This is a genomic window from Rhizobium sp. FG96 (genome assembly GCF_057808655.1).
In genome coordinates, this window is record NZ_JBMDIL010000011.1 from 187,730 (window position 1) to 213,573 (window position 25,844).

The window sequence follows — 25,844 nt, forward strand, 5'->3', positions numbered from 1 at the left end:
GGCCCATTCATTTCCTGCTCCGAAGCCTCGTTCTGGTGATGCTGACGATTGCGACGCTGGCACAATCCGCCGGTGTGCCGATGGCGCAGGTCGCCCAGCCAGCCGCACCGGCACCCGCCGCGCAACCGGCGCCAGCACCGGCAGCCCCGCCTGCAGCCGCTCCTGCTCCAGCAGCCGCGGCTCCAGCAGCCGCTGCGCCGCAGGCTGACGCTCCGCTTGCCAATAGCGGGCTCGAACAGGCTCTGAAGGATATCGAGGGCGCCAAGAAGAAGCTTGCCGCCTATCAGGAAAGCGCCAAGACCAATGCCGGCGATGACGACGCGCTGGTGACGCTTGCCGGTCAGGTCGATGAGCTTGGCCGCGGTGTGATCGCGACATCCGTCGGTCTTCGCCCGCGTTTCGATCAGATCAAGAACCGCCTGGCCGAGATCGGCGAGCCGCCGAAGGACGGGCAACCGCCGGAAGCCGAGATCGTCACCAACGAGCGCAATGCGCTGACGGCCGAGCGGTCGCAGATCAACGCGGTGACCGGCGATGCCGAAAACCTCTCGATGGCGATCAACAAGCTGACCAATCAGGTCGCCGAGACCCGCCGCCGGCTGTTTGCCGCGACGCTATTGCGCCGGACCGATGTTTCGATGTCGGTGCTCGACGATGCCGGGAGTTCGTTCCTGGTCGAAGTCGGGAAATTCAATGACGCGCTGACAAGTTGGCTGGTCTTCGTCTGGAAGTTCAAGAGCCTGCCGATGTTTACGGCGCTGTTCCTGTCGCTGGCGACCGCGCTCATCCTGCTTTCCGGCGGCTACCGGATTTTCGGCCGGTATCTGAGGCGCGACGACAGCATCGAGCAGCCGAGCTATATCAGCCGCCTGTCGATCGCCTTCTGGGCGACCGTCATCCGCACCTCGTCGCTCGTCGTGCTGCTCGTCACCTCCTATTTCTTCCTCGACAGTTTCAATGTGCTGAGGCCCGACATCGCGCCTGTTGTCGCGGCGCTGTTTGCGGCGATCGGGCTCATCTATTTCGTGCGGCGCTTCACCAATGCCGTCTTTGCGCCGGGTGAGCCGCACTGGCGCCTGGTGCGCCTCTCCAATCGCGGCGCGCAGTCGATCGGCGCCTGCCTGCTGGCAATGGCGATCGTCAACGCGCTCGACTATTTCTTCGGCAGCATCGGTGAGGCGATGGGATCGCCGCTGGTGCTGACGGTGGTTCGCAGCCTGATTGCGTCGATGATCATCGGCCTGATCCTGATTGCCGCCTCCTTCGGCCGCCCGATGCTGGCCCGCAGCGGCGATCCGGATGCGCCCGGCCGCCGCTGGCCGCGCGGCATGGCGATCATCCTTCGGGTGCTCGGTGCCGGCCTGATCATCACGGCGCTGACGGGCTATGTCGGTCTGGCGCGTTTCGTCGCCACGCAGCTGATCATCACCGGCGCCATCGTCGTCACCACCTATATCGGCCTCCTGTCGGGCAAGGCGATCTCGAAGACCGAGACCTTTGGCGAGACCTTCATCGGCCGCTTCCTGATGCAGCGTTTCAAGCTTGGTCCTGTTGCCGTCGACCAGGCGGGGCTTGCCGTTGGTCTGGCGATCTACGCCGTGGCGCTGATGACCGGCATTCCGCTGGTGCTGCTGCTCTGGGGCTTCCACATCCAGGATCTGCAACAGATCGCCTACCGGCTGTTCACCGAGGTTCGTCTCGGCGGCATCAGCATCTCGCTGGTCGGCATCTTCACAGGCATCCTGCTCTTTGCCGGCGGTTATCTCGTCACGCGCTGGATCCAACGCTGGCTCGACGGCAATGTCATGGCGCGCAGCCACGTTGATCTCGGCGTGCGCAATTCGGTCAAGACGGGCATCGGCTATCTCGGCGTCGGCGTTGCCGCCATCATCGGTGTTTCCGCTGCCGGTATCGACCTGTCGAGCTTCGCGCTCGTCGCCTCGGCCCTGTCGGTCGGTATCGGTTTTGGCCTGCAGAATATCGTTTCGAATTTCGTCTCCGGTCTGATCCTGCTGGTCGAGCGTCCCTTCAAGGTCGGCGACCACGTTGTATCGGGAACGGCCGAAGGTATCGTCACCCGCATCTCGGTGCGCGCGACCGAGATCGAGACCTTCCGCAAGCAGTCGATCATCGTGCCGAACTCGGAGCTGATCAACGCGGCGGTCGGCAACTGGACGCATCGCAACAAGGTCGGCCGTTCGGAGATTCCGGTATCCGTCAGCTACGATGCCGATCCGCAGAAGGTGATGGATATCCTGCTTGAGCTCGTCAACGCCGTGCCGCAGGTGCTGCGCAATCCCGAGCCGCATGTCGAGTTCCTGCGCTTCGGCACCTATTCGCTGGATTTCGAACTGCGCTTCATGCTGGCCGATATGGGCGATGGCCTGAAGGTGCGCAACGGGCTGCGCATCGCCATCCTGCGGCGCTTCCGCGAGGAGGGGATCGAGATCCCGCTGCCGCAGAGCGACATCACCTATCATCGCGACAATGCGGCGCCGCCGCTCATCCAGGCGAAGGACGAGCCGGAAGAAAATCCTAAGGATAACGAGGCAAAGGAAGAGGGCGGCCAAGTACGCCAGTTGCGCGGCAAGACAGCCGATGGCAAGCTCAAGGGCTAAGGGCCTTATTCAGCGGCCGTTCACGGGCGGCCGGCTATAAGGTTCGGGTAATCGGGTTTTCGCTGCTGGGGGCAGCAGCGCCGATATGCTCCTGGGGAGGGCGCGTCAACGCGCCGTTACGAATGGCAAGACTTGCCGCCGGACTGCTTCTTTTCCTCTTCGCCGCCTGGGGCGCATCAGCGGCGACCATCACCAATACAGACCCAGCCGCGGTCGTTCTCGTCATCACCGAGGGCGGCAACAAGGTGGAGATCGTCGTCGATAGCGGCGCTTCCGAAAACCTCTGCGCATCCGGCTGTTTCATGACGACGCCCGACGGCGATCGCATCGGCCTCGATGGCGGCGAGACGATCGAGATCGTCAAGGGTTCGGCGATCATCAAGTAAAGCGCCGGCGCCCGGAACGGGGTTGTGGCGCATTGCGCCCTGCGCAGCCCGTGCGGGCGCTTGAGCATAATCTTTTAAGCATAAGCAAAAGAAGGTATCGGGCGGGCGCTGCAAGAACTTCCGGGCTGTTTTCCGGGGCGTTCGATTAATAATTATTCAAATGAATTGATATATCTGTCCCATCGAGGGGCTCATTTTCATTCAAAGGTTTGCTATGTCGTTTTTAGGTATTTCGGGAATGCAATATTCCGGCGAAATGTTTGCGGGTGCGCGTATTATTCTTGCCGAGGATTCCAACGTCTTCACGTCGATGGTCAGCAAGCGGCTTAAGGAGCTGTTCGACATCACGGTCGAAGTATGCCGTGACTTCGAGGAGCTGCAGCTCGCCTACGACAAGTCGTCCGATCCGATCACGCTGGCGATCTCCAATATCAACCTGCCGGGCGCCGAAAAGGGCGAGGCACTGGAATATCTGGTCGATCTCAGCATTCCGACCATCGTCTTCACCGGCACGTTCAACGAGACCCTGCGTGACGAGCTGATGGCCAAGGACATTGTCGACTATATCCTCAAGGACAATGTCTTCGCCGTCGATCTCCTGTCGGAATCGATCTGCCGCTTCCTCACCAACAAGCGCCATCACGTGCTGATCGTCGATGACAGCGCGACGGCCCGCGCGCTACTCTCCAGCCGCCTGAAGCGCTATAATTTCCGCGTCAGCGTTGCCGAAAGCGGCGCCAAGGCGCTCGAAATCCTCAAGGCCAATCGCGACATCGGCCTGATGGTCACCGATTACAACATGCCCGATATCGACGGCTTCGAGCTGACGCGCCGAATCCGCGCCAATATCGGCTCGCATGAACTGCGCATCATCGGCGTTTCCTCGTCTTCGAACCGGCTGCTTTCGGCCCGCTTCCTGAAGGCCGGCGGGAACGATTTCATGCTGCGCCCGTTCATCGACGAGGAGTTCTATTGCCGCGTCAATCAGAACCTCGACACTTTGCTGCAGATCAAGACGATGAAGCGAGAGCGAGCGGTTGCATAGTTCGACAATCTTCCATGACGGATTGTGGAGGGCCCCCGGATGAACGAGGGCCCTGCTTCCGTTGTTAAGAGAAGTCGAATTTTTGCAATTTCAGGTTATTTTAGAGCCCGCTTGGCTCTTCACCCAATTGGGTGTGTCCGCTATCGTCCGAGCCGTTGTGGAAAGAGTCGATTCGACTCTCTCTTGCAGCACGGGGAGTAGGGGACTGAATGGCTTTCCAGGCGGATTTCAATCGGGACAGTTCTGCGCCGCGTTTCGGCGGCCATAAGATACTGCTGGTTGAAGATTCCCGCATGTTTTCCGCGGTTTTGTGCCATCGCTTCCAGACGGAGCTCGGCCTGAACGTCAAAGCCTGTCCTTCGCTCAAGGCGCTGCAGGAGGCGCTGGCCCAGGATTCGCATGGCTATACGATGGCCGTCGTCGATCTCAATCTGCCGGATGCGCCCTATGGCGAGGCGCTGGACTGCGCGATCGAGCACAAGATCCCGGCGATCGTTTTTACCGCGACATTCGACCTCGAGACGCGCAACAGGATCATGGAGCGCAATGTCATCGACTATGTGCTCAAGGACAATGAATTCGCGCTCGACAATCTGGTCTCGACCGTCCGCCGGGCGATCACCAATCGCAAGACGCGGGTGCTTGTCGTCGATGACGTCGCTTCGGCGCGTCAAGTGCTGGTCGATCTCCTGACGGCGCAGCAATATATGGTGGTCGAAGCCAATTCCGGGCTGGAGGCGCTGGCGGCGCTGGAAGCCTATAGCGACATCGAGCTCGTCGTTACCGATCATCATATGCCCGATATGAGCGGCTACGAGCTGACGCGGCGCATTCGTCACCGTTTCGGTTCCGACAAGATCCGGGTGATCGGCGTGTCCTCGTCCAGCGACAGGATGCTCTCGGCGAGTTTCCTGAAGGCCGGGGCGAGCGATTTCGTCTACCGGCCCTTCGTGGCCGAGGAGCTGCAGTGCCGTATCGCCAACAATGTCGAGACGCTGACGCAGATGAAGCAGTTACGCGCTGCCGCCGCCTGCGATTATCTGACGGGTCTCTATAACCGGCGCTATTTCTACGATTACGGCCCGAAGGTCGTGAACGAATGTCTGCGGCAGAAGTCGGCGAGCTCGGTCGCCATTCTCGACATCGACCATTTCAAGCGGCTGAACGACACCTATGGTCACGAGATCGGCGACAAGGTGCTGATCGCGGTCGCCGCGCGGCTGGCGACGATCTTCGAGGGCAGCGACAATCTTCTGTCGCGCCTCGGCGGCGAGGAATTCGCCATTCTCTTCCCGATGATGGATTCGCAGGCGGCGACGAAGCTTTGCGACGAGGTCCGCTCGGATCTGTCGCGGCTCAAGGTTTCGGCCGACGACGAGGAGCTGTCGGTGACGGTCTCCATCGGCGTTGCCGAAATTGCCGGCTACGAGACCTTCGAAAACTATCTGAACGCTGCGGACCAGTTCCTCTACATGGCCAAGCACAAGGGCCGGAACATGGTCTATTCGGATGCCCGCATGACGGAAGAAGCGGCGCAATAGGCGCCGCTCCGAATGTCCAATCCCGCTATTTTCAGGCTGCCAGCGCCTGGCGCGCGGTTGCCATGGTCATCTTGCGTTCGGCACGCTCCTGCTGGGGCGAGCGGTTGTAGAGTTCGCGATAACACTTGGAGAAGTGCGAGGCGGAGACAAAGCCACAGGCGACGGCCACTTCGACGACAGGCATCGACGACTGCACCAGGAGATGGCGGGCGCGGTCGAGGCGGATTTCGAGATAGTAGCGGGCAGGCGAACGGCCCATTTCCTGGCGGAACAGGCGCTCGATCTGGCGGCGCGACAGGCCGGCGCCATCGGCGATCTCCAGCAGCGACAGCGGCTCGGCGAGATTGCCTTCCATTAGCTCGATGATGGAGAGAACCTTGGCGTTCTGGACGCCGAGGCGGGCGCGCAACGGCAGGCGCTGGCGGTCATGCGGGCTGCGGACGCGGTCCGTCAGGTGCTGCTCGCAGATGCGGTTGACGAGGCTTTCGCCGAAATCCTGGCCGACGAGGTTCAGCATCATATCCAGCGAGGCGGTGCCGCCGGCGCAGGTATAGAGATTGCTGTCCACTTCATAGAGATCGGCATAGACCTCCGCCTGCGGGAAGGCTTCGGAGAAGCCCGGCAGGTTTTCCCAGTGGATCGCGCAACGCTTGCCATTCAGGAGCCCTGCCTGAGCAAGCAGATGCGCGCCCGTACAGAGACTGCCGACGGCGACGCCGCGGTTATAGCTTTCACGCAGCCAGGCGTTGACCGACTTGTTGTTGAAGTCCTCGACATCGATGCCGGAACAGACGAGCACCATGCTTGGGCGGTTCTCGCCGCCGAGATGACGGCGCTCTTCAGCGAGCGAGGAGTTCGCCTCAACGCCGATGCCGCAGGAAGAATAGACCTTGTTGCCGTCGACCGAGGTGAGGCGCCAGGTGTAAGCCTGATAGCCGAGCATACGGTTGGCGATGCGCAGCGTGTCGATCGCCGCCGAGAACGGCAGCATGGTGAACTGGGGAACCATAAAGAAGACGAGAGAGCGCTTCTTGGTCAGCATCTTGTTCATTGAGCAAAATCCATGCTGGAGGGCGATGCATATTGGTTGCCTGAAATGCGTCGCCTAGATGTTCCAAAAGCGACATTCGCATGGAAATATGCGGCTAGTAAGAGCAATTTTGCGACATTGTCGGAAAGGGCTTCCGTCAATCGCCCAAAGCGAGGGTCAAAAGTCGCGCGGTGAAACTGCTTTCAAATATATGCTTCTGAAATTCAAGATTAAATTTTGCCGCCCGGAAACGATGAGGGCGGCGCTGCCAGTGGCAGGACGCCGCCCTCACGCTGGGAGGTATGTCGCATTCATTACATAACCTTGCGTTCGTCCGCGGCTTCTGCCGACGGGTAACCCACGTCCTTGCGGATGTCGAACGGCATGGATTCGATTTCACGCGCTGCCTGCCACTGCTGCCAGGAGTGCGAAACCTTCTGAAGAAGGCTGCCTACGTCGAAATGCAGGCCGGATGAGCTCTTGCTCTCGCGATAGGTGATGGTGGTCATTGTCCTCGTCCTTTGTTCGTCAGGCATGTTGCGCCTGTTCCACATATTAGATCTTGCTATCCATCAATCAAACGAATTGATTTTATGGATACCATCATTTTTGTTGAAGCTCTTCGTCATCAGGTCACGCTCGGCTGCGGCGGCTGCGTAAGGATCGACATCGGCGATCAGGTGATGGGGCAGGGCCGTCATCTGGCGCATCGTGTTGTTCCAGGCGGTGCGCTGGATCTGCCGTGAGCGGAGCGCGAAGAAGGCGTCAATTGCGGTCTGTACAGTGTCAGTCATCATGGCCTCCTGTGTTCGTGTTTCAGCCATGAGTAAAATATAAGGTTCGATTGACTTTCAAACAAACGAAATGATATGGTGTTTAAATTCAGAAAAATTGAAAGATGCGCCGATGACGATGCCCTTTCGCAGGCCTATCCCGCTTCTCGATAACGACGTTCTGCGCACCTTCGTGGCAATCGCGGAAACCGGCAATTTTTCGACTGCGGCCGAAGCGGTGTTCAGGACGCCGTCGGCCGTCTCCATGCAGATCAAGAAGCTCGAGGAACAGCTCGGCGCGACACTGTTCATGCGCGACGCGCGCTCGGTGACGCTGACGCAGCATGGCGAGCTGCTCTTGACCTATGCGCGCAATATCCTGGCGCTCTCCAACGAGGCCGTCTCGCGCTTCATCATGCCCGAACTTAGCGGCGTCGTCCGTCTCGGCGCGCCTGAAGATATCGGCGAGCGGCTGCTGCCGAGCATTCTGAAGAGTTTTGCCGAGAGCTACCCCGGCATCATGGTCGATGTGACGATCGACATGAGCATCGGCTTGAAGAAGCGGATGGAAGAGCAGCGCCTCGATCTGGCGCTCGTCAATTTCGCGACCAGGCCTTTCCCGACCGGCGGTGAGATCGTCTATCGCGAAAAGCTCGTCTGGGCCGGCGCCAAGTGCGGCACGGCGCATCGCAAGGAGCCGCTGCCGATCTCGATATGGGAAGAGGGCTGCATCTGGCGCCAGGAAGCGTTGGCGCAGCTCGAGCGCAACAAGCGGCCCTATCGTGTCGCCTATCTCAGCGGTCACACGATGGCGCAGCGCGCTGCCGTGGTGTCCGATCTGGCGATCGCGCCGCTGCCGCGCTCCTATGTCAGCGAAGACATGGTGATCCTCGGCGCTCAGGAAGGCCTGCCGGAACTCGGCTCCTTCGAAATCCGGCTGCTGACGGCATCGCAGCTTTCCGGGCCGATGCAGGCGGTGGCCGACAGCATTCGCCATGCCTTTGCCGAAAAAGCCAAGGCCGTCGCCGCCTAAGCCATTATTGGCGTGAACCTTTTTGGCCTTGGCGCGTTAATCGCCCGGAGCGGCGCCCGCCGCTTCGGAGAGGTCATATTTGCAAAGGATTTCCAAAATGACGACGACAGCCAAAATCGGTGCTGCCTTCCTGCTTCTGCTCGCCCTGTCTTCCTGCGGCAACACGATCCGCGGCATGGGCCGCGATACGGCCAATGCCGTCAACGCCACGCAGGATGCCGGCCGCTCGGTTGACCGCGCGGCGCGCCATTAACGATCAGATCTTGGCTGCCGGATAAGCCTTCTCGAGGCCGCCGGAGCGGGAGAGACCATTGCGGAAGGCCTGATAGGCCGGATGCTGGCTCGACTTGGCGGCCTCCATCAGCCGGATCTGAAGACGGGCAGGTGCAGCCGTACCAATCCATGTGCCCGTCGTCTCAAGCTTCAGCGAATTCAGGAAGCGGCTCTCTGCGGAGAGATCGAGATAGCGGTGCAGGCCGTCGACCAGATTGTCGTCCTGCGCGACGTTTTCCATCAGCAGTTCGATATAGGACTTGTCGGCGTCACTGGCGCCGGCGAACTTCTGGGCAACGGTTTCGCGATCGGGGAAGGAAGCGGCTGTGGTCATCGGGTACCTCAAGAAAATCGTTTTGGCGCGCAACAGAGGCGCGGTCGTTATCGGTTCTTCCTTTTGCCCGCTCTGGCCTTCGCGAAGCTTGCAGCGATTTAGAGCGCCCGCTTGACCCGTGCCGCGATCTCTTCGGGAACCCAGGTGGTCCAGAGTTCCGGATAGTTCTCCAGGAAATAGACGGCGGCGTTCCGGCTGCTTTCGCTGTTCTCGTCCTGCCAGGCGAGGACGTCGTTGATCGTGCCGTTATCCCAGCTGCGCTTGCGCAGGTAGTCCATTGCCGGGCCGGCGCGATCGGCAAAGGCCTTCGTGGTGACGGTGACGCCCTGCGAGGTCGGGTATGCATTGCGCCGGGGGCGGGCGCAGCCGGAGACTGCCGTGCAGGTGTTCCACTCCATCTCGCTATAGGGGACGCCCATGCCGAGGCGGATCATGTCGTATTTTCCGATGAGGGCGGTTGGTGCCCAGTAGTAGCCGAGCCAACCGCGCTTGCGCTCGAAGGCATCGGCGATCGAGGCGTCCAGGTCTTTCGGCGTATCGGCGCTGATCAGGTTGAAGCCCTTGGCTTCGGCATAGTAGGCCTTGAACAGGTTCTGCGTGGTGATCTTGCAGCTCCAACCCGTCGGGCAATTGAAGACCGCGCCTTTTGCGGGGTCGTTCTCATCGGGGAACAGATCGGGCCTTGCCAGCGCATCCTCGATCGTCCTGATCGAGGGATTGGCATCGGCAACGAATTTCGGGATCCACCAGCCCTCGACAGCGCCATCGGCGAGGATATCGGCGCCCTCGACCAGCCGCCCGGCGGCAATCGCCTTGGAGAGTTCGATCTCGACGCCCTTGACCCAAAGCTCGGGCGCGATATCGGGCGTGCCCTTGCCATCCATGGATGCGAAAGTCGGCATGGTATCGCCGGGGACGATCTCGACGCTGCAGCCGTAGCCGGCCTCCAGGATGATCTTGTCGAAATTGGCAGCGATCGCAGCCGACCCCCACTTCATCTCGGCGATCGTCACCGCGCCGCAACCTGCCGCTACGGCAGCTGAAGCGCAGGCCCAGGCCATGGCTGACAGGAACAGCATTCTCAATGCGGCCTTCATCTGCGCTTCCTTTGTTCCACTTGTGATTTTTTATTTTGCCGATGGTAATGCCGAAAAGGTTGAGATCAACTTTCTCAGGTTGAATTTTTCTGGGCTAAATCTTTGATTTGTATCGGCTAATATTACGGGTTCACGCAGCTTTCCGTTAGGTGAGTGCAGGAGTGCGTTTCGCGTCGCGGTCAATAAAAGTTCAAAAAAGGTCGAAATTCATCTTTGCTTAAGAGCTCAATAACTCTCCGGTAAGAATGTCGCGCTATCAGTGTAACCACGGCGGGGGACAAACCGCCGGTTCTCCGGATCAGGTTCTGCGTCCCGGAGAGCACGAGTTTCGCCGTGTATGGGCGATACGCCAGAGTTTTACGGCAAACCGCGCGGCTCCCGGCTGGCGCGGTTTTCGCGTTTTGGGACCTGCCGTTGACCGCGCGCGGCAACGCGTTGTAGGCGTCATCCATGACCAGAGCCATCATGCTTCAGGGAACAGGATCGGATGTCGGCAAGACGGTGCTCGTCGCCGGGCTCTGCCGGCTGGCGGCCAATCGCGGTCTGACCGTTCGCCCCTTCAAGCCGCAGAACATGTCGAACAATGCTGCCGTCGCCGATGACGGCGGCGAGATCGGCCGGGCGCAGTGGCTGCAGTCGCTTGCCGCGCGCACGCCGTCCTCCGTTCACATGAACCCGATCCTGCTGAAGCCGCAATCGGAGAATGGCAGCCAGATCGTCGTGCAGGGCAAGGTCTGGGGGCAGGCGAAAGGGCGCGACTACCAGCGCCTGAAACCGCAGCTGCTCGAGTATGTTCTCTCCAGCTTCGCGATGGTTTCTGAAGGCGCCGACCTTGTGATCGTCGAGGGCGCGGGATCTCCGGCGGAGATCAATCTGCGGCCGGGCGATATTGCCAATATGGGCTTTGCCACGCGGGCGGGCGTGCCGGTCGTGCTGGTCGGCGATATCGACCGCGGCGGCGTCATCGCCTCGTTGGTCGGAACGCATGCGATCCTCGATGTGCGGGATCGCGGCATGATCTCCGGCTATATCATCAACAAGTTCCGCGGCGACGTCTCGCTCTTCGATGACGGCATTGCTGCGATAGGGCGCTATACGGGCTGGCCGTGCTTCGGCGTGGTACCTTGGCTGAAGGCGGCTGGTGGCCTTCCGGCCGAAGATTCCGTCGTTCTCGAAAAGCTGGCGCGCGGGAAGCCGGCGGCGCTGAAAGTCGCCGTACCCGTGCTGCCGCGGATTGCCAATTTCGATGATCTCGATCCGCTCCGCGCGGAAGAGGATGTCGAGCTTGTCTTCGTCAAGGCCGGCGACCGTCTTCCTGATGATGCCGCTCTCGTCGTTCTGCCGGGCTCGAAGTCGACGATCAGCGATCTCGCGGATTTCCGCGCAGCCGGCTGGGACCGCGATCTTGCGGCCCATATGCGGCGTGGCGGGCGGGTGATCGGCATTTGCGGCGGCTACCAGATGCTCGGGCGCAAGGTTCATGATCCGCTCGGCATCGAAGGCAGTGCAGCCGAAACGGAAGGCCTTGGCCTTCTGGACGTCGAGACGGTAATGGCGCCTGAGAAGGTCGTGCGCAACAGCCGTGCTGTCTCCGCCGAATATGGCACGCCGCTTTCCGGCTATCAGATCCATCTGGGCGTGACGGAAGGCGCGGATTGCGACCACCCGTCCGCCCAAATCGACGGCTTGCCTGACGGTGCGATCTCCACCGATGGCCGGGTGATGGGCACCTATCTGCACGGGCTGTTTTCGAGCGACGCCTACCGCGCGCGACTGCTCGAAAGTTTTGGTCTCGCAGGCGAACGGAAGAGCTATGCCGAAAGCGTCGACAGGGCGCTGGATGACGTGGCGGCCGAGCTGGAGCGCCATCTCGATCGCGACTGGCTGCAGCGGCTGCTGGGCTAGATTTCGCCAGAGACCTCGCGGCGGCGGCGGTCCAGTTCTTCCGTATAACGGCGCAGCGTATGGCTTTCGCTGAGCTGGCCGACGACCTTTCGCTCGATCAGATTGTTGAGCACGGCGAGCGCTTCGCTCTCGGTCTTGTCGAAGATCGCGGCGGCCTGCTTGGCGTTCATCTGCGGCTGCAGGAAGTCGTTCTTGTAGCGGATGAAGCTCTCCAGGCCCTTGCCCTCGTCATCCGTATCGATCGGATTGGAATGGATTTCGGGAACAAGGACGAGGCCGGCATATTTCCCGGTGTCATCGACGAGGATGACGCGCTGCGTCGAACCGGCCGGGAAGGTCTTCTTGAACTCCTCGACGGAGGTCGCGACATTGGCGGTCTTCACGTCGGCGCGCATCAGCTTGCCGACCGTCAGGTTGCGGATCCAGCCGACATCATGGGCGCTGCGAATGCTTTCGCCGCGCAGATGGAAGCGCCATGTGGCGAAGGAGTAGCCGAAGGTGGTGCGCACGACGAGCGAGGATGTGATGACAGCGGCGAGCACCAGCGCGGTGATCGGGAAGTCGCCGGTGATCTCGAGCGCCAGGAAGGTCATCGTCAACGGTCCGCCGATGATGGCGACGGCGAGCGAACTCATGCCGACGACGGCATAGACCTCCGGTGTCAGTGACGCATGCGCGAAGAACGGCGCCGAATAGGCGAAGAGCTTGCCGAGCAGGGCGCCCATGAACAGCGAGGCAAAGAACAGGCCGCCTCTGAAGCCGGAGCCGATCGATACGGCGGAGGCGAAGGATTTCAACAGCAGAATGCCGATCAGCGCCGGGATCGCCACCTGATGCGACAGGTTGAGATGCAGGGCGCCATGGCCTGCCGAGAGCACTTGCGGCGAAATCATCGCCAGCAGGCCGACGACGATGCCGCCGAGCGCCGGGCGGGCATAGGTCGGCACCGAGCTCTTGCGCGCCAGTTCCTCGATGAAGGAGACGCCCTGCATGATCAGAATGCCGGCCCCGGCGCAGCAGCCGCCGAGCAGGATCGCCGGAACGTAGTCGGCCGGAACGACGCTGCCGAATTGGCCGACATCGATGGTAAAGTCGCTGCCGGCAAGCAGGCGGGCGATTAGCGTCGAGAGCAGGGCGGAAACGACGACGGGGGTCAGCGAGACGATCGTGTAGGTGCCGATGATCAGCTCGAAAGCGTAGAAGGCGCCCGTCAGCGGCGCGTTGAAGGCGGCGGCGATGGCGCCGGCCGCGCCGCAGCCGACGAGGACGCGCAGATCGGCGCGCCGCAGTTGCAGCTTCAGGCCGAGCTTGGAGGCCAGACCGGCCGCAAGCTGCGTATAGCCGGCCTCAAGGCCGACCGAGGCGCCGAAGCCGTTGGAGATCAGGTTCTGGATCGCGACGATCACGCTATCGGTCAGCGACAGGCGGCCGCCATGCAGCGCATTCGCCTCGATCGGGTCGACCATCGGCTTCTTGCGCGTTCTGCTAAGGATGAACAGCAGCAGGCCGAGAAGCAGGCCGCCGCAGATCGGCGCCAAGAGCAGGAGCAGCTTGTTGTCGATTTCGGACGAGCTCAGGCGATCGACATCGCTGATGCCGAAAATCAGGCTGTGCATTTCGCGCGAGATCAGGCTCATGCCGGTCACCGCGCAACCGGCGATGATGCCGACAGCGCCGCCCGCGAAAACCATGCCCATTTCATTCTGGCGCGCCAGGGCGCGCAGCCGCGCCATATCGAATTTGAGATGGCGCCGCGCCAGGCGGCCGATGTCGGTTTTCGTGAGCATGATGAGAGAACTAGGCGATGGAATGCAGGATCAAGGAAGCGCGCTTTTTGCGCCGCATGATTTCGCGAGCAATTGCAGCAAAAGAGAGGCGGCCGCAAGCGAAATGTCGCCTTAAGTCAATGAATTTAATAGGCTATCTGTTTGGTAGACTCAGTAGGGTTAAGGGCGGGCTGTTTGGATTGCCCTGGCATCGATTGACTTCGCATCGCGGCACGCCTAACGATGCGTTCAATTACGGATGGTTCCGGGGCGGCGGTTGCTGCCCGGGATGAAAAGGGAATGTGACGGGGCGGACCCAAACCGGGCGCCTTCATCACAGCCGACCCCGCGACTGTAGAGCGGTCAGGGTCTTCCATCCGGTGCACCGGCACCACTGCCTGATCGCTGCATTCCGCAGCAGGGCAATGACTGACGGACACCGGAAAAGCCACTGGAAATGCATCGTGATCAGCCGGGGCAGGACGCCTCTTATTCTACGAATCGTCCGCCTTTTCACGAGAATGCAGCCGGGAAGGCGAGGAAGATCCGCTGGCACGATCAGGGATGGCCTTTTGGCCGTCCCTGTCGGGGCCGACAACCGCGAGCCAGGAGACCTGCCATCTGTGCCGGGCGAAGAGCCCTTGGGCATTCCCGCCCGCTGCCAGCACGGAGGTTGTCATGGCTGAAACAGAGTTTTGTGTGCCGTCTTTGGCGGTGCGATGGAAGGGGGAGGCGCCCGGGTCTTTGGGTGTTGCTAGCTCTACCCCCATTCCTGTGGCCTTAGGGCTGCGCCCACGGGATGTCACAGGAATCCAGCGTGCCCAAGTCCTTGGGCACGAGAGACTCATTTCCTTGTTGCTGCGATTCATTCACGGCGCAGACGCGCCGTGGCTGGATTCCTGTGACAAGCACAGGAATGAGGGAAGACCGAGAGATATGTGCCCCAGGACGGCGGCCTTCGCATGAGCAGTGCGACTTTCATCCTCGGCGGCGCCCGGTCCGGCAAATCCCGCTTCGCCGAAAATCTCATCACCGCTACCGGTCTCGAACGTCACTACCTGGCGACGGGGCGAGCATGGGATGACGAGATGCGGGCGCGGATCGAGCAGCATCGGGCCGATCGCGGGCCGTCGTGGCAGACGCATGAGGAGCCGCTGCAGCTTGCCGAACGGCTTGCGGCGATCGATAGCGAGGGCCGGGCGATCCTTGTCGATTGCCTGACGCTCTGGGTCACCAATCTGATGATGGACGAGCGCGATGTGGCGGCGGAAAGTGCCGCGCTCGCGGCCTGGCTGCCGAAGGCGAAGGCGCGGCTCGTTCTCGTTTCCAATGAAGTCGGCCTCGGGATCGTTCCCGAAAACCGGATGGCGCGGGATTTTCGCGACCATGCCGGGCGGCTGCACCAGATGATCGCAGCCTCAGCCGCGGACGTGTATTTTATCGCGGCAGGTCTGCCGCTGAAGATGAAGGGTTGAACGAATGAACCAGCAGAAAATCCCCGCAACCGTGATCACCGGCTTCCTCGGGGCCGGCAAGACGACGATGATCCGCAACCTGCTTTCCAATACCGGCGGCAAGAAGATCGCGCTGATCATCAACGAATTCGGCGATCTCGGCGTCGACGGCGATGTGCTGAAGGGCTGCGGTGCTGAAAATTGCACCGAGGACGATATCATCGAGCTCACCAATGGCTGCATCTGCTGCACCGTCGCCGACGATTTCATTCCGACGATGACCAAGCTCCTGGAGCGCGACCAGCGCCCCGACCATATCGTCATCGAGACCTCGGGTCTGGCGCTGCCGCAGCCGCTGGTCGCCGCGTTCAACTGGCCGGATATCCGCAGCGAAGTCACTGTCGACGGCGTCATCACCGTCGTCGATAGCGCCGCAGTCGCGGCCGGCCGCTTTGCCGATGACCACGATGCCGTCGAGGCACGCCGCGTCGAGGACGAATCCCTCGATCACGAAAGCCCGATCGAGGAACTGTTCGAGGATCAGCTGACCTGCGCCGACCTGATCGTGCTCAACAAGACCGATCTGCTCGATGCGGCCGGCATTATCCGTGTCCGCGACGAGGTTGCGTCGCGTATTTCACGCAAACCTGCGCTGATCGAAGCGAAGAACGGCGATGTCCCGGCAAGCGTTCTGCTCGGCCTTGGCATCGGCACGGAAGAAGACATCGCCAACCGCAAGTCCCATCACGAGCTGGAGCACCAAGACGGCACGCCGCATGACCACGACGAGTTCGACAGCTTCGTCGTCGAGCTCGGCACGCTTGCCGATCCCGCCGGTTTCATTGAGAAGCTGAAGGGCGTGATCGCACAGCATGACGTGCTGCGCCTGAAGGGCTTTGCCGATGTCTCCGGCAAGCCGATGCGCCTGCAGATCCAGGCTGTCGGCAGCCGCATCGACCAGTATTTCGACCGTGCCTGGGCACCGGGCGAAACCCGCGGCACGCGCCTCGTCGTCATCGGCTTGCACGATATGGACGAAGCTGCCGTGCGCAAGGCGATCGAGGCGCTGGTCTGATCCATGCATCTACTCCTCGCCCAGAAAGGAACGATCAGCGACGGTGACGAGGCGATCGATCTCGGCCAGTCACCCGGCGACATCCTGTTCCTTTCTGCGGCGGATACGGAGCTTTCGGCAATCGCCGCCGCCTACGGTCAGAGCGGCGGTTCACCGCTGACGCTGCGCGTCGCCAGCCTGATGAGCCTGAAACACCCGATGTCTGTCGATGCCTATGTCGAGCGGACGGCGCGGCACGCGAAGCTGATCGTCGTCCGGGCGCTCGGGGGGGCGAGTTACTTTCACTATGCTCTCGAGGCACTGCATGCCTGCGCGGCCCGCAGTGGCGCGCGGATTGCGGTGCTGCCCGGAGATTCCAAGCCGGATGCCGGGCTGACGCCATTTTCCAATGTCGATCTCGATGATCTCAATGCGCTCTGGTCCTATCTGATCGAGGGCGGCGACGAGAACTCGCGACGGTTTCTGGATTATGCGGTGGCAATGGTTGCCGGCGGCGAGAAGCCGGGTGCGGCTGCTCCGTTGATGAAGGCGGGGATCTGGTGGCCGGGGCGAGGTGTTGTCGGGGTTGAGGAGTGGCGGGCGCTTTCGGATCGGCTGCGGTCCGCGATACCCCCCTCGACATCCGCCGAAGCCCCCATCGCCGCAATCAGCTTCTACCGCGCCCTCGTCCAGAGCGGCGAAACCAAGCCGATCGAAGCGATGATCGAGGCACTGGCGGCGGAAGGCCTGCGGCCGCTGCCGGTCTTTGCCTATAGCCTCAAGGATCTGGTCTCCACCGGCATCCTCGAAAGCGTCTTCGCCGCCGCCGCACCCGATATCGTCGTCAACACGACAGGATTTGCGGTCTCCGCGCCGGGCGCGGACCGCCAACCCACCATCCTCGAGGCCAGCGGCGCCGTCGTGCTGCAGGCGATCTTCTCGGCCTCTTCGAAGGAGGCATGGAGCGGTTCATCGCAAGGTCTCTCGGCCCGCGATCTCGGCATGAACGTTGCGCTTCCCGAAGTCGATGGCCGGGTGCTGTCGCGTGCCGTCTCGTTCAAGGCGGCGGCGCGCTACGATGCCAATGTCGAAGCCAATATCGTCGGCAGCGAGCCGGATGCCGGGCGGATGCGGTATACGGCGAGACTTGCCGCCCATTGGGCGAGGCTGCGGCGCAAGACCATGGCGGAGCGCCGGGTGGCGCTTGTGATGGCCAACTACCCGAACCGCGACGGGCGGCTCGGGAACGGGGTCGGGCTCGATACGCCAGCGGGGACCGTCGAGGTGCTGAAGGCGTTGCGCGAGGCGGGTTACGGCGTCGATGCGTACCCGGCTGATGGCGATGCGCTGATGCGGCATCTGATGGACGGGCCTACCAATTCCGGGCGCGATGGGCGCGCGATCCGTGAGTGGCTTTCATCGAGTCGATACAAGGCTTTCTTCGAGAGTCTTCCGAGAAAGATTCAAGATGAGGTGACGGCGCGATGGGGCGGTCCGGAGACTGATTCCTATTTCGTCGATGGCGGCTTTGCCCTGCCGTTTTCGCGGCTTGGCAACGTGCTGATCGGTATCCAGCCAGCGCGCGGCTACAATATCGATCCGAAGGAAAGCTACCACTCGCCGGATCTGGTGCCGCCGCATGGCTATCTCGCCTTCTACGCCTTTCTGCGCCAGGAATTCGGCGCCGATGCCGTCATCCATATGGGCAAGCACGGCAATCTCGAATGGCTGCCGGGCAAGGCGCTGGCGCTGTCGGAGGAATGCTATCCCGAAGCGATCCTCGGGCCGCTGCCGCATCTCTATCCCTTCATCGTCAACGATCCCGGCGAGGGCACGCAGGCCAAGCGCCGCACCGCCGCCGTGATCATCGACCACCTGACGCCGCCGCTGACGCGGGCCGAGAGCTATGGGCCGCTCAAAGATCTGGAGGCGCTGGTCGACGAATATTACGAGGCCTCCGGCGGCGATCCGCGCCGCATCCGGTTGCTGTCGAAACAGATCCTCGACCTCGTCGCCGATATCGGTCTCGACAGCGATGCCGGGATTGCCAAGGGCGAGGCTGAGGACGAGGCGCTGAAGAAGCTCGACGCATATCTCTGCGACCTCAAGGAAATGCAGATCCGCGACGGGCTACATGTGTTTGGGGTGTCGCCTGAGGGGCGGTTGCTGACGGACCTGACGGTGGCGCTGGCGCGAGTGCCGCGCGGACTGGGTGAGGGTGGCGATCAGAGTTTGCAGCGGGCGATTGCGGGGGATTTGTTCGCAAACCCCTCCCCAACCCCTCCCCACAAGGGGGAGGGGCTTAACGCGTTGCTGCCGTCTCAATCCGCAACGGCTGAACCAGTTGAGGTTGGCCGATCCGTGGAGGCTATCTCGGCGCAAAGTCCCTCCCCCTTGTGGGGAGGGGTTGGGGAGGGGTTTTCTTTCGATCCCCTCGACTGCAACATGGCCGCACCGTGGACCGGCCCAACACCTGCGATCCTCGCTGACATCCTCGACACCCCCTGGCGCACCAATGGCGACACCGTCGAGCGCATCGAACTGCTCGCCGCCAAACTCGTCTCCGGCGAAGCGCCATGCTCATCCACCTGGCCGCAAACCCGGCAGGTGCTCGCGACCATCGAATCCCAGCTAAAACCCTCGATCCTCGCCTGCGGCGATGCCGAAATCTCGGCACTCCTCACCGGCCTCGACGGCCGTTTCGTGCCTCCCGGCCCCTCCGGCGCACCGACACGCGGGCGTCCCGACGTGCTGCCAACGGGGCGGAATTTCTATTCGGTGGATAGCCGTGCCGTCCCGACACCGGCCGCCTACGAGCTCGGCAAGAAATCCGCCGAGCTTCTGGTGCGCCGCTATGTGCAGGATCATGGCGAGTGGCCGGTTTCCTTTGGTCTCACTGCCTGGGGCACGTCGAACATGCGTACCGGTGGCGACGATATCGCCCAGGCGCTGGCGCTGATCGGCGTCAAGCCGGTCTGGGACATGACCTCGCGCCGCGTCACCGGCTACGAGATTATCCAGCCCGCCATGCTGCGCCGTCCGCGAGTCGATGTGACGCTGAGGATCTCTGGCTTCTTCCGCGATGCCTTTCCGGAACAGATTGCCCTGTTTGACAAGGCAATCCGCGCCGTCGGCGCATTGGACGAGGATGCGGCCGATAACCCCATTGCAGCGCGCATGCGCGGCGAAGCCATGCGGCTTGCGGCGTCCGGCTTGGACGAAGCTTCCGCGATGAAGCGGGCCGGTTATCGCGTCTTCGGTTCGAAACCCGGCGCTTACGGAGCCGGGCTGCAGGCGCTGATCGACGAGAAGGGCTGGGAGCGGCGTGCCGATCTGGCCGAGGCCTATCTGATCTGGGGCAGCTATGCCTATGGCGCGGCCGAGGAAGGCCGGGCCGAGCGTGGCATTTTCGAGGAGCGGCTGCGGTCGATCCAGGCCGTGGTGCAGAATCAGGACAACCGCGAGCACGATCTGCTCGACAGCGACGATTACTACCAATTCGAAGGCGGGATGGCGGCGGCGGCCGAGCATGTCGGCGGCATCAGGCCATCGATCTATCACAACGATCATTCGCGGCCGGAAAAGCCGGTGATCCGCTCGCTGGAGGAGGAGATCGGCCGTGTCGTGCGCGGGCGTGTCGTCAATCCGAAATGGATCGATGGCGTCATGCGCCACGGCTACAAGGGCGCCTTCGAGATCGCGGCGACCGTCGATTATCTCTTTGCCTTTGCAGCAACGACGGGTGCCGTCGGCAATCATCATTTCGAGGCGGTCTATCAGGCCTTCGTCGCCGATCCCAAGGTGCGCGATTTCATGGCCGAGAAGAACCCGGCCGCCCTCGAAGAGATGAAAGAGCGGCTGATGGAGGCGATCGACAGGCGCCTCTGGACGCCGCGCAGCAATTCGGCGCGCTTCGATCTGGCGCCCCATATCCATACTGAAACAGCATAAGACTGGACATGACGATGAGCGAAGAGACTGCAGAAACCGGCGAGAAGGACGATGCCCGCCATAACGAAAAGATGGCGAAGAAGAAGGCTGCCCGTGACAAGATCATGGCCACCAAGACCGATGAGAAGGGCCTGATCATCGTTCACACCGGCAAGGGCAAGGGTAAGTCGTCCTCGGCCTTCGGCATGATTTTCCGCCATATCGCCCATGGCAAGCCGTCGGCCGTCGTGCAGTTCATCAAGGGGGCGATGTGGACCGGCGAGCGCGATCTCATCGAGAAGCATTTCTCCGATATCTGCCAGTTCCACACGATGGGCGAGGGCTTTACTTGGGAGACGCAGGACCGCGCCCGTGACGTCGCCGCTGCCGCCGCGGCCTGGGAGAAGGCCAAGGAGCTGATCCGCGACGAGCGCAATTCGATGGTGCTGCTCGACGAGATCAACATCGCGCTGCGCTACGACTATCTCGACGTGAACGAAGTGGTCGCATTCCTGCGGGATGAAAAACCCTATATGACTCACGTCGTGCTGACCGGCCGCAATGCCAAGGACGAGCTGATCGAGCTTGCCGATCTCGTGACTGAGATGGAGTTGATCAAGCATCCGTTCCGCTCCGGCATCAAGGGGCAGCCCGGCGTGGAGTTCTGATGACGCAAAGCTGGCTATTCTGGGCGGTGCTTTCGGCGGCTTTCGCGGCGCTGACGGCGATTTTCGCGAAGATCGGGGTAGCCGGCGTCAATTCGGATCTGGCGACGCTGATCCGTACCGTCGTCATCATCCTGATCATCACGGCGATCGTCGCCGCCACCGGCCAGTGGCAGCCCATCTCCAGCATTTCGGGCAAGACGTGGCTGTTCCTGGCGCTTTCGGGCGCGGCAACAGGCGCGTCGTGGCTCGCCTATTTCCGGGCGCTGAAGCTTGGCGATGCGGCCCGCGTCGCACCGATCGACAAGCTCTCCATCGTTCTCGTCGCCGTGTTCGGCGTCGTCTTTCTCGGCGAGAAGCTCGGGCTGGTGAACTGGCTGGGCGTGGCGATGATTGCCGGTGGCGCGCTGCTGCTGGCGCTGTTCTAGTCTAGGAGTCGCCTCAGAAGCGCGGCGGTTTCCTCGTCCGCCGGGAAGAAGGATTCGATCGCCAGTTCCGAGAGCGTGACGTCGACGGGCGTGCCGAACACCGTCGTCGTCGAGATCAGCGACAGCGTTCCACCCGCAGTGCGGAGTTTCAGCGGAACGGCAATTCCCGCATAGTCGTGTCTCATCTCATCGGCGGGGTTGCCGCCGGGCGAGAGCTGCTGCAATTCCTTGAGCAATCCGGCGAGGATCGGGTCGGCGGTCATGTCGATCTGCTGGCGAAGCCGTTCCAGGAGGTGGGCGCGCCATTCGGCGAGATTGACGATATCGGGCGCCAGTCCCTCCGGATGCAGGCTGAGGCGGAGGACGTTGACCGGGCCTTCGAGCAGGCTTGCGTCCCTGACATTGCGCAGAAGGGGCGCGATCGCGGCATTGGCTGATATCAGCGTCCAGTGACGATCGATGGCGAGCGCCGGGAATGGCTCATGTGCCTTCAGCACCATGTCGACGGCTTGGCGGGCTGGCTTCAGGGCCGGATCGTCGAGCGACCGCTCGGCAAAGAGCGGCGCATAGCCGGCCGAGAGCAACATCGGGTTGCGGTCGCGAAGCGGCACGCCGAGCCGTTCTGCCAGATGCAGCAGCATATCGCGGCTCGGCGTCGAGCGCCCGCTCTCGATGAAACTCAGGTGTCTCTGCGAAATCTCGGCTTCGAGCGCCAGATCGAGCTGGCTCATGCGGCGAAGCTTGCGCCATTCGCGGAGGTGGTCACCAAGAGAGCGGGCTGACGGGGTCATTATGCGGCTTCCGGAACGAGATCGAGGAACCCGTGTACGGCTTTCAGGCGACCGTCTTCAAGCAGGGCGAAGTCGGTTCCCTTGATGATCGCCTCGCCACCATCGGGTCCGAGACCCCAGGAGAAGCGCAGGTTGTCGCCGTGCCCGTCTGCCGCGCCAATGAGATTGAAGCGGAACCCGGGAAAGCGGGTCTGGACGGCCTCGACCAAGGCGTTGATCTGTTCATGGCCTTCGCCGCGCATCAGCGGGTCGATATAGACGGCGTTCTCGGTCCAGCCTTCGGCGATCAGCGCCTTGCGGCGGCCGGCATCTTCCTCGTTCCAGATGGCGATGTAGCGTTCGGCCTTGTTGGTCGCGTCGGTCATTCTCTGTCTCCTTGTGATCGCCCGGTTCGTTCAGGCAGGGCGATCATCGGCAAAGGGTGGCCGCTCATCAATTACGCGAGAGGTAATCATGCTCGCGGCTTGGTGATTTGACAGCGCGGGTCGCGGCCAGAAGATTTCCCTCAGGATTTCGAGAAGGAGGATGTCATGGGTTTTCCATCAGTGATGCGTAGCGCCGGTATCGCGATCATCGTTTCCGTTGCAGGCCTTTCGGCGGCGCATGCGGCGACCATTGTCGACGAGTGGAAGAAGATCAAGGCGCCTGCCGCGCCCAAGCTCGGCGAGGTGACTGTCGATCCCTCGACGACGGCGCTGCTGCTTCTCGATTTCAACGGGGCGCAGAATCCGGAGAAAGGGCCGTGCAACACAAAGGTCAAGCCGCGCTGCATCGCCGAGCTGCCGCATGTGGCGAAACTGATGAAAGAGGCGCGCGATAGCGGGACGCCTGTGGTCTACAGCATCACGTCCAACGCGGCACCTGAAGATATCGCGAGGGTGCTGGCGCCAAAGGATGGCGATCCGATCGTGAAGTCGGGCGCCAACAAGTTCATCAATACCGACTTGGAAAAGATCCTCGCCGACCGGCATATCAAGACGGTGATCGTCACCGGCACGGCGTCCGAAGGTGCGGTGCTGAACACGGCTGCCTATGCGGCGCTGAAGGGCATGGATGTGGTGCTACCCGTCGATGGCATGTCGTCGACCGATCCCTATGCCGAGCAATACGTCACCTGGCATTTCGCCAATGCGCCCGGCGTTTCCGCCAAGACCAAGCTGACGAAGATCGATGCGATCAAGTTCGGCAAGGCGGGCTAGGAAAAGACCTAGACACCGAGCCAGACGCGGAGCGGATTGGCCGGATCGGCGATCAGCTTGATCGCGAAGGCGATGCAGACGACGACGAGCAGCGGCTTGATGAGCTTGGCGCCGGTGCGCATTGCGAGCCGCGAGCCGACCTGCGCGCCGAGGAACTGGCAGACGCCCATCATCAGGCCGACGGTCCAGAGGGTTGCGCCGAAGGAGGCGAAGACGATCAGCGCGCCGACATTCGAGCCGAGGTTCAGAAGTTTGGTATGGGCCGTCGCCTTCAGCATGCCGAAACCGGCAAGCGTGACGAAGGAGAGCATCAGGAAAGATCCGGTGCCGGGGCCGAAGACGCCGTCGTAAAAGCCGATCAACGGCACGAAAGTCATGCCGAAGAGATAGGGCGTGATGCGGCGGTGGGTGTCGAGGTCGTTCAGGTTCGGCTTGAAGGCGAAGTAAAGCGCGATCGCCACCAGCAGCACCGGCATGATGGCGCGCAGCACGTCGCCTGGGACGATCGTCGCCAGCGCCGCGCCGAGTGCGCCGCCCATCAGCGCCATCATCGCCATCGGCAGCTGTTCGCGCAGGTTTACATGGCCTTTGCGCGAATAGGCAAGCGTTGCGGACGCGGCGCCGAACATCGACTGCACCTTGTTGGTCCCGAGCGTCTGCAGCGGCGGAATGCCGGCGATCAGCATGGCGGGAACGGTGATCAGACCGCCACCGCCGGCGATGGAATCGACGAAACCGGCACAGAAGGCAGCGAGGCAGAGAAGGGCGAGAAGATGGGGGGCAATATCGGACAAGGAAGGACTCTGAATGCAGGCGTGATGGAAATCGGCGCCATGTTGCATTTCCGGCCCCGGGCTGCAATGGCTGCGGGGACATAGTTTTCTCCTTTCGGATTCCGTTGATGACCGGCTCCAGCACAGACAGAGCAAGGCTCTACGTTCTCGGCCTCGGCTGCGAGCGGGGAGCGGATGCTGCCGAGGTTTCGGCGCTGGCATGGCAGGCGCTGGAGGATGCGGCGATCGGTGCGGATGATGTCGCAGCCATCGCTTCGATCGACAGCCGCAGGGCGGAGCGGGCTATCCACGCTGTGGCCGAAGAGCTCGGCGTTGCCGCCTCCTTCTTCACCGCTGCGCGGCTGGAAGAAGAGACGCCGCGGATCAGGAATCCCTCAGCCATCGTCTTTGCCCGCGTCGGCTGCCATGGCGTCGCGGAATCGGCGGCACTTGCGGCAGCGGGGGCGGAAGCGGAGCTCGTGGTGCCCAAGATCAAATCGGCGCATGCGACGGCTGCTGTCGCGCGCATGTTGTTGCAGAAAGAATAGCGGGCGTTATGGTGGCGGCCACCTCGCGGAGCGCCCCAGGGCATCCGTGACGAGAATGAGAAGGAATATTTCATGCATAAGGTCGTTTATGACACGGACCCGGGCGTCGATGATGCCATGGCGCTCCTCTTCCTGCACCGTCATCCGGAAATCGATCTGATCGGCATCACGACGATCTTCGGCAATGCCTCGATCGAGACGACGACGCGCAATGCGCTGTTCCTGAAGCGCGAATGGAACATTGCCGCCCCGGTTGCCAAGGGCGCCAACGTCACCTTCGATCCGTCGCGCAAGGAAATCGGCTGGCCGACCTTCGTGCATGGCGATGACGGTCTCGGCAATATCGGCGTGCCCGCGACCATCGACTTGCCTGTCGATCCGCGCCCGGCGCACCGCTTCATCATCGAAACCGTGCGCGCCAATCCGGGCGAGGTGACGCTGGTTGCCGTCGGCCGCATGACCAATCTGGCGCTGGCGCTGAAGGAAGACCCTGAGATCGCCAAGCTGGTGAAGCAGGTCGTCATCATGGGCGGCAATTTCTATGTGCCGGGCAATGTCTCGCCGGTGGCCGAAGCCAATATCCATGGCGACCCCGAAGCGGCCGATGCGGTGATGACCGCGCCGTGGAAGGTTGCGATCATCGGTCTCGACGTCACCGCGATCACGACGATGAGCCGCAGCTACCTTAAGGCCGCTGCCGACAAGGGCGATGCGGCAGTGAAGTTGCTGAACGACCTTTCGCAGTTCTATATCGACTTCTACAAGCACGCCGTCGAAGACGGCATGATGGTCCATGATAGCTGCGCCTGCGTTTATGTCGTGGCGCCAGAGCTGTTCACCACGATAACGGGTGCCGTGCGCGTCGTCTGCGGCGGCATTGCCGATGGCCAGACGATCGTCAAGCCGGACGGCCGCCGTTTCCCGCCGGGCGATTGGGACAACCTGCCGAGCCAGACCGTCTGCACCGGCATCAAGTCGGAAGAGGTCATCGATCTCATCCGCGATACGCTTCTCAGGGCTTGATGTCCTGACAGGGCCGGGCGTTTTGCGTCCGGCCCCGTTTTGTCGAGTCCAATCAAATTCATCCGGCCGTCTGCTCAGATTTTGAGTCGGCTTCTTCGTAAATTGAGTCGGCTGTCAGATGGCAATCGACGATTGCCTCGGCGTCGTTGCCGTTGACCTCGCGGAATGGCGGGCATAG

At 62.1% G+C, this 25,844-nt stretch carries 24 protein-coding genes and 1 riboswitch; of the genes, 15 read left to right on the forward strand and 9 right to left on the reverse strand.

What is annotated here, in order from left to right; translation table 11 throughout:
* Positions 1–38 precede the first annotated feature (38 nt).
* The 4 genes from ACODR6_RS21940 (at position 39) to ACODR6_RS21955 (ending at position 5,590) form a co-directional block, all read left to right on the forward strand.
* A complete protein-coding gene (locus ACODR6_RS21940) occupies positions 39–2,618 on the forward strand; it encodes a mechanosensitive ion channel family protein (RefSeq protein ID WP_489024559.1) in 2,580 nt (859 codons plus the stop codon).
* A 122-nt stretch (positions 2,619–2,740) separates the two neighbouring features.
* Positions 2,741–3,004: a hypothetical protein gene (locus ACODR6_RS21945; RefSeq protein WP_489024463.1), complete on the forward strand. Its 264-nt coding sequence runs from the start codon at positions 2,741–2,743 to the stop codon at positions 3,002–3,004.
* A 214-nt stretch (positions 3,005–3,218) separates the two neighbouring features.
* Positions 3,219–4,049: a response regulator gene (locus tag ACODR6_RS21950; protein WP_112715251.1), complete on the forward strand. Its 831-nt coding sequence runs from the start codon at positions 3,219–3,221 to the stop codon at positions 4,047–4,049.
* A gap of 209 nt (positions 4,050–4,258) precedes the next feature.
* The gene (locus ACODR6_RS21955; protein WP_489024465.1) at positions 4,259–5,590 is read left to right on the forward strand and encodes a GGDEF domain-containing response regulator; all 1,332 of its coding nucleotides are present in this window, start codon (positions 4,259–4,261) and stop codon (positions 5,588–5,590) included.
* 31 nt (positions 5,591–5,621) lie between these two features.
* Here ACODR6_RS21955 and ACODR6_RS21960 read toward each other — a convergent pair whose 3' ends face one another.
* The 3 genes from ACODR6_RS21960 to ACODR6_RS21970 all read right to left on the reverse strand — a co-directional run bounded on the left by ACODR6_RS21960 (position 5,622) and on the right by ACODR6_RS21970 (position 7,414).
* Entirely contained in the window at positions 5,622–6,641 is a 1,020-nt protein-coding gene (locus ACODR6_RS21960; protein WP_112715247.1) for a GlxA family transcriptional regulator, read from the reverse strand.
* Positions 6,642–6,934: 293 nt separating this feature from the next.
* A complete protein-coding gene (locus tag ACODR6_RS21965; protein ID WP_112715245.1) occupies positions 6,935–7,129 on the reverse strand; it encodes a hypothetical protein in 195 nt (64 codons plus the stop codon).
* A gap of 63 nt (positions 7,130–7,192) precedes the next feature.
* Positions 7,193–7,414, reverse strand: coding sequence for a hypothetical protein (locus ACODR6_RS21970; protein WP_489024468.1), 222 nt, complete (start codon positions 7,412–7,414; stop codon positions 7,193–7,195).
* Between the two features lie 70 nt (positions 7,415–7,484).
* On the opposite strand from ACODR6_RS21970, the gene ACODR6_RS21975 reads away from it, so the two are divergent.
* Entirely contained in the window at positions 7,485–8,426 is a 942-nt protein-coding gene (locus ACODR6_RS21975) for a LysR family transcriptional regulator (protein ID WP_413709709.1), read from the forward strand.
* A gap of 97 nt (positions 8,427–8,523) precedes the next feature.
* Positions 8,524–8,679 carry an entericidin domain-containing protein gene (locus tag ACODR6_RS21980; RefSeq protein WP_112715239.1) on the forward strand — a complete coding sequence of 52 codons (156 nt, stop codon included), beginning with the start codon at positions 8,524–8,526 and terminating at the stop codon, positions 8,677–8,679.
* 3 nt (positions 8,680–8,682) lie between these two features.
* On the opposite strand, the gene ACODR6_RS21985 is transcribed toward ACODR6_RS21980, so the two are convergent.
* The gene (locus ACODR6_RS21985) at positions 8,683–9,033 is read right to left on the reverse strand and encodes a hypothetical protein (RefSeq protein ID WP_489024470.1); all 351 of its coding nucleotides are present in this window, start codon (positions 9,031–9,033) and stop codon (positions 8,683–8,685) included.
* Between the two features lie 98 nt (positions 9,034–9,131).
* Positions 9,132–10,130 (reverse strand): glycine betaine ABC transporter substrate-binding protein, encoded by a 999-nt coding sequence (locus ACODR6_RS21990; RefSeq protein ID WP_489024472.1) that lies wholly within the window; start codon positions 10,128–10,130, stop codon positions 9,132–9,134.
* Between the two features lie 450 nt (positions 10,131–10,580).
* Here ACODR6_RS21990 and ACODR6_RS21995 point away from each other — a divergent pair, with 450 nt between their 5' ends.
* Positions 10,581–12,035 carry a cobyric acid synthase gene (locus ACODR6_RS21995; protein ID WP_489024474.1) on the forward strand — a complete coding sequence of 485 codons (1,455 nt, stop codon included), beginning with the start codon at positions 10,581–10,583 and terminating at the stop codon, positions 12,033–12,035.
* On the opposite strand, the gene ACODR6_RS22000 is transcribed toward ACODR6_RS21995, so the two are convergent.
* The gene (locus ACODR6_RS22000) at positions 12,032–13,822 is read right to left on the reverse strand and encodes a chloride channel protein (protein ID WP_199629103.1); all 1,791 of its coding nucleotides are present in this window, start codon (positions 13,820–13,822) and stop codon (positions 12,032–12,034) included. The genes ACODR6_RS21995 and ACODR6_RS22000 overlap by 4 nt on opposite strands.
* A gap of 222 nt (positions 13,823–14,044) precedes the next feature.
* Positions 14,045–14,437: riboswitch (cobalamin riboswitch) on the forward strand.
* A 326-nt stretch (positions 14,438–14,763) separates the two neighbouring features.
* Here ACODR6_RS22000 and cobU point away from each other — a divergent pair.
* The 5 genes from cobU to ACODR6_RS22025 are packed head-to-tail and all read left to right on the forward strand — an operon-like array spanning position 14,764 to position 21,332.
* A complete protein-coding gene (gene cobU, locus ACODR6_RS22005) occupies positions 14,764–15,276 on the forward strand; it encodes a bifunctional adenosylcobinamide kinase/adenosylcobinamide-phosphate guanylyltransferase (RefSeq protein ID WP_489024476.1) in 513 nt (170 codons plus the stop codon).
* 4 nt (positions 15,277–15,280) lie between these two features.
* Positions 15,281–16,330 (forward strand): cobalamin biosynthesis protein CobW, encoded by a 1,050-nt coding sequence (cobW, locus tag ACODR6_RS22010; RefSeq protein ID WP_489024478.1) that lies wholly within the window; start codon positions 15,281–15,283, stop codon positions 16,328–16,330.
* Positions 16,331–16,333: 3 nt separating this feature from the next.
* Positions 16,334–20,260 carry a cobaltochelatase subunit CobN gene (cobN, locus tag ACODR6_RS22015; RefSeq protein WP_489024479.1) on the forward strand — a complete coding sequence of 1,309 codons (3,927 nt, stop codon included), beginning with the start codon at positions 16,334–16,336 and terminating at the stop codon, positions 20,258–20,260.
* Positions 20,261–20,274: 14 nt separating this feature from the next.
* On the forward strand, positions 20,275–20,907 hold the full coding sequence (gene cobO / locus ACODR6_RS22020) for a cob(I)yrinic acid a,c-diamide adenosyltransferase (RefSeq protein ID WP_489024481.1): 633 nt from the start codon (positions 20,275–20,277) through the stop codon (positions 20,905–20,907).
* Complete coding sequence (locus tag ACODR6_RS22025; protein ID WP_130278092.1) at positions 20,907–21,332, forward strand: EamA family transporter; 426 nt, start codon at positions 20,907–20,909, stop codon at positions 21,330–21,332. The genes cobO and ACODR6_RS22025 overlap by 1 nt, the downstream gene beginning before the upstream one ends.
* Here the strand turns inward: ACODR6_RS22025 and ACODR6_RS22030 are convergent.
* Entirely contained in the window at positions 21,329–22,123 is a 795-nt protein-coding gene (locus ACODR6_RS22030) for a helix-turn-helix domain-containing protein (protein WP_203428660.1), read from the reverse strand. The genes ACODR6_RS22025 and ACODR6_RS22030 overlap by 4 nt on opposite strands.
* The gene (locus ACODR6_RS22035) at positions 22,123–22,488 is read right to left on the reverse strand and encodes a nuclear transport factor 2 family protein (RefSeq protein ID WP_203428661.1); all 366 of its coding nucleotides are present in this window, start codon (positions 22,486–22,488) and stop codon (positions 22,123–22,125) included. The genes ACODR6_RS22030 and ACODR6_RS22035 overlap by 1 nt, the downstream gene beginning before the upstream one ends.
* Before the next feature lie 165 nt (positions 22,489–22,653).
* On the opposite strand from ACODR6_RS22035, the gene ACODR6_RS22040 reads away from it, so the two are divergent.
* Positions 22,654–23,322, forward strand: coding sequence for a cysteine hydrolase family protein (locus tag ACODR6_RS22040; protein ID WP_489024484.1), 669 nt, complete (start codon positions 22,654–22,656; stop codon positions 23,320–23,322).
* A gap of 8 nt (positions 23,323–23,330) precedes the next feature.
* Here ACODR6_RS22040 and ACODR6_RS22045 read toward each other — a convergent pair whose 3' ends face one another.
* A complete protein-coding gene (locus tag ACODR6_RS22045) occupies positions 23,331–24,116 on the reverse strand; it encodes a TSUP family transporter (RefSeq protein WP_199629095.1) in 786 nt (261 codons plus the stop codon).
* 107 nt (positions 24,117–24,223) lie between these two features.
* On the opposite strand from ACODR6_RS22045, the gene ACODR6_RS22050 reads away from it, so the two are divergent.
* Together ACODR6_RS22050 and ACODR6_RS22055 are read left to right on the forward strand one after the other, a co-directional pair.
* The gene (locus ACODR6_RS22050) at positions 24,224–24,643 is read left to right on the forward strand and encodes a cobalamin biosynthesis protein (RefSeq protein WP_489024487.1); all 420 of its coding nucleotides are present in this window, start codon (positions 24,224–24,226) and stop codon (positions 24,641–24,643) included.
* Positions 24,644–24,715: 72 nt separating this feature from the next.
* Positions 24,716–25,666, forward strand: a complete 951-nt coding sequence (locus ACODR6_RS22055) for a nucleoside hydrolase (RefSeq protein ID WP_489024489.1) — start codon at positions 24,716–24,718, stop codon at positions 25,664–25,666.
* The last annotated feature ends 178 nt before the right edge of the window (positions 25,667–25,844 follow it).

What these genes read in the sequence shown, in the direction of transcription:
- ACODR6_RS22030 (WP_203428660.1), bottom strand. Translation starts at nt 22,123, where the DNA reads ATGACCCCGTCAGCCCGCTCTCTTGGTGACCACCTCCGCGAATGGCGC.
- cobN (WP_489024479.1), top strand. Translation starts at nt 16,334, where the DNA reads ATGCATCTACTCCTCGCCCAGAAAGGAACGATCAGCGACGGTGACGAG.
- ACODR6_RS22035 (WP_203428661.1), bottom strand. Translation starts at nt 22,488, where the DNA reads ATGACCGACGCGACCAACAAGGCCGAACGCTACATCGCCATCTGGAAC.
- ACODR6_RS21940 (WP_489024559.1), top strand. Translation starts at nt 39, where the DNA reads ATGCTGACGATTGCGACGCTGGCACAATCCGCCGGTGTGCCGATGGCG.
- ACODR6_RS21970 (WP_489024468.1), bottom strand. Translation starts at nt 7,414, where the DNA reads ATGACTGACACTGTACAGACCGCAATTGACGCCTTCTTCGCGCTCCGC.
- cobO (WP_489024481.1), top strand. Translation starts at nt 20,275, where the DNA reads ATGAGCGAAGAGACTGCAGAAACCGGCGAGAAGGACGATGCCCGCCAT.
- ACODR6_RS22000 (WP_199629103.1), bottom strand. Translation starts at nt 13,822, where the DNA reads ATGCTCACGAAAACCGACATCGGCCGCCTGGCGCGGCGCCATCTCAAA.
- ACODR6_RS22055 (WP_489024489.1), top strand. Translation starts at nt 24,716, where the DNA reads ATGCATAAGGTCGTTTATGACACGGACCCGGGCGTCGATGATGCCATG.
- ACODR6_RS21975 (WP_413709709.1), top strand. Translation starts at nt 7,485, where the DNA reads ATGATATGGTGTTTAAATTCAGAAAAATTGAAAGATGCGCCGATGACG.
- ACODR6_RS21990 (WP_489024472.1), bottom strand. Translation starts at nt 10,130, where the DNA reads ATGAAGGCCGCATTGAGAATGCTGTTCCTGTCAGCCATGGCCTGGGCC.
- cobW (WP_489024478.1), top strand. Translation starts at nt 15,281, where the DNA reads ATGAACCAGCAGAAAATCCCCGCAACCGTGATCACCGGCTTCCTCGGG.
- ACODR6_RS21965 (WP_112715245.1), bottom strand. Translation starts at nt 7,129, where the DNA reads ATGACCACCATCACCTATCGCGAGAGCAAGAGCTCATCCGGCCTGCAT.
- ACODR6_RS21950 (WP_112715251.1), top strand. Translation starts at nt 3,219, where the DNA reads ATGTCGTTTTTAGGTATTTCGGGAATGCAATATTCCGGCGAAATGTTT.
- ACODR6_RS21985 (WP_489024470.1), bottom strand. Translation starts at nt 9,033, where the DNA reads ATGACCACAGCCGCTTCCTTCCCCGATCGCGAAACCGTTGCCCAGAAG.
- ACODR6_RS21955 (WP_489024465.1), top strand. Translation starts at nt 4,259, where the DNA reads ATGGCTTTCCAGGCGGATTTCAATCGGGACAGTTCTGCGCCGCGTTTC.
- ACODR6_RS22025 (WP_130278092.1), top strand. Translation starts at nt 20,907, where the DNA reads ATGACGCAAAGCTGGCTATTCTGGGCGGTGCTTTCGGCGGCTTTCGCG.
- ACODR6_RS21945 (WP_489024463.1), top strand. Translation starts at nt 2,741, where the DNA reads ATGGCAAGACTTGCCGCCGGACTGCTTCTTTTCCTCTTCGCCGCCTGG.
- ACODR6_RS21960 (WP_112715247.1), bottom strand. Translation starts at nt 6,641, where the DNA reads ATGAACAAGATGCTGACCAAGAAGCGCTCTCTCGTCTTCTTTATGGTT.
- ACODR6_RS22050 (WP_489024487.1), top strand. Translation starts at nt 24,224, where the DNA reads ATGACCGGCTCCAGCACAGACAGAGCAAGGCTCTACGTTCTCGGCCTC.
- cobU (WP_489024476.1), top strand. Translation starts at nt 14,764, where the DNA reads ATGAGCAGTGCGACTTTCATCCTCGGCGGCGCCCGGTCCGGCAAATCC.
- ACODR6_RS21995 (WP_489024474.1), top strand. Translation starts at nt 10,581, where the DNA reads ATGACCAGAGCCATCATGCTTCAGGGAACAGGATCGGATGTCGGCAAG.
- ACODR6_RS21980 (WP_112715239.1), top strand. Translation starts at nt 8,524, where the DNA reads ATGACGACGACAGCCAAAATCGGTGCTGCCTTCCTGCTTCTGCTCGCC.
- ACODR6_RS22040 (WP_489024484.1), top strand. Translation starts at nt 22,654, where the DNA reads ATGGGTTTTCCATCAGTGATGCGTAGCGCCGGTATCGCGATCATCGTT.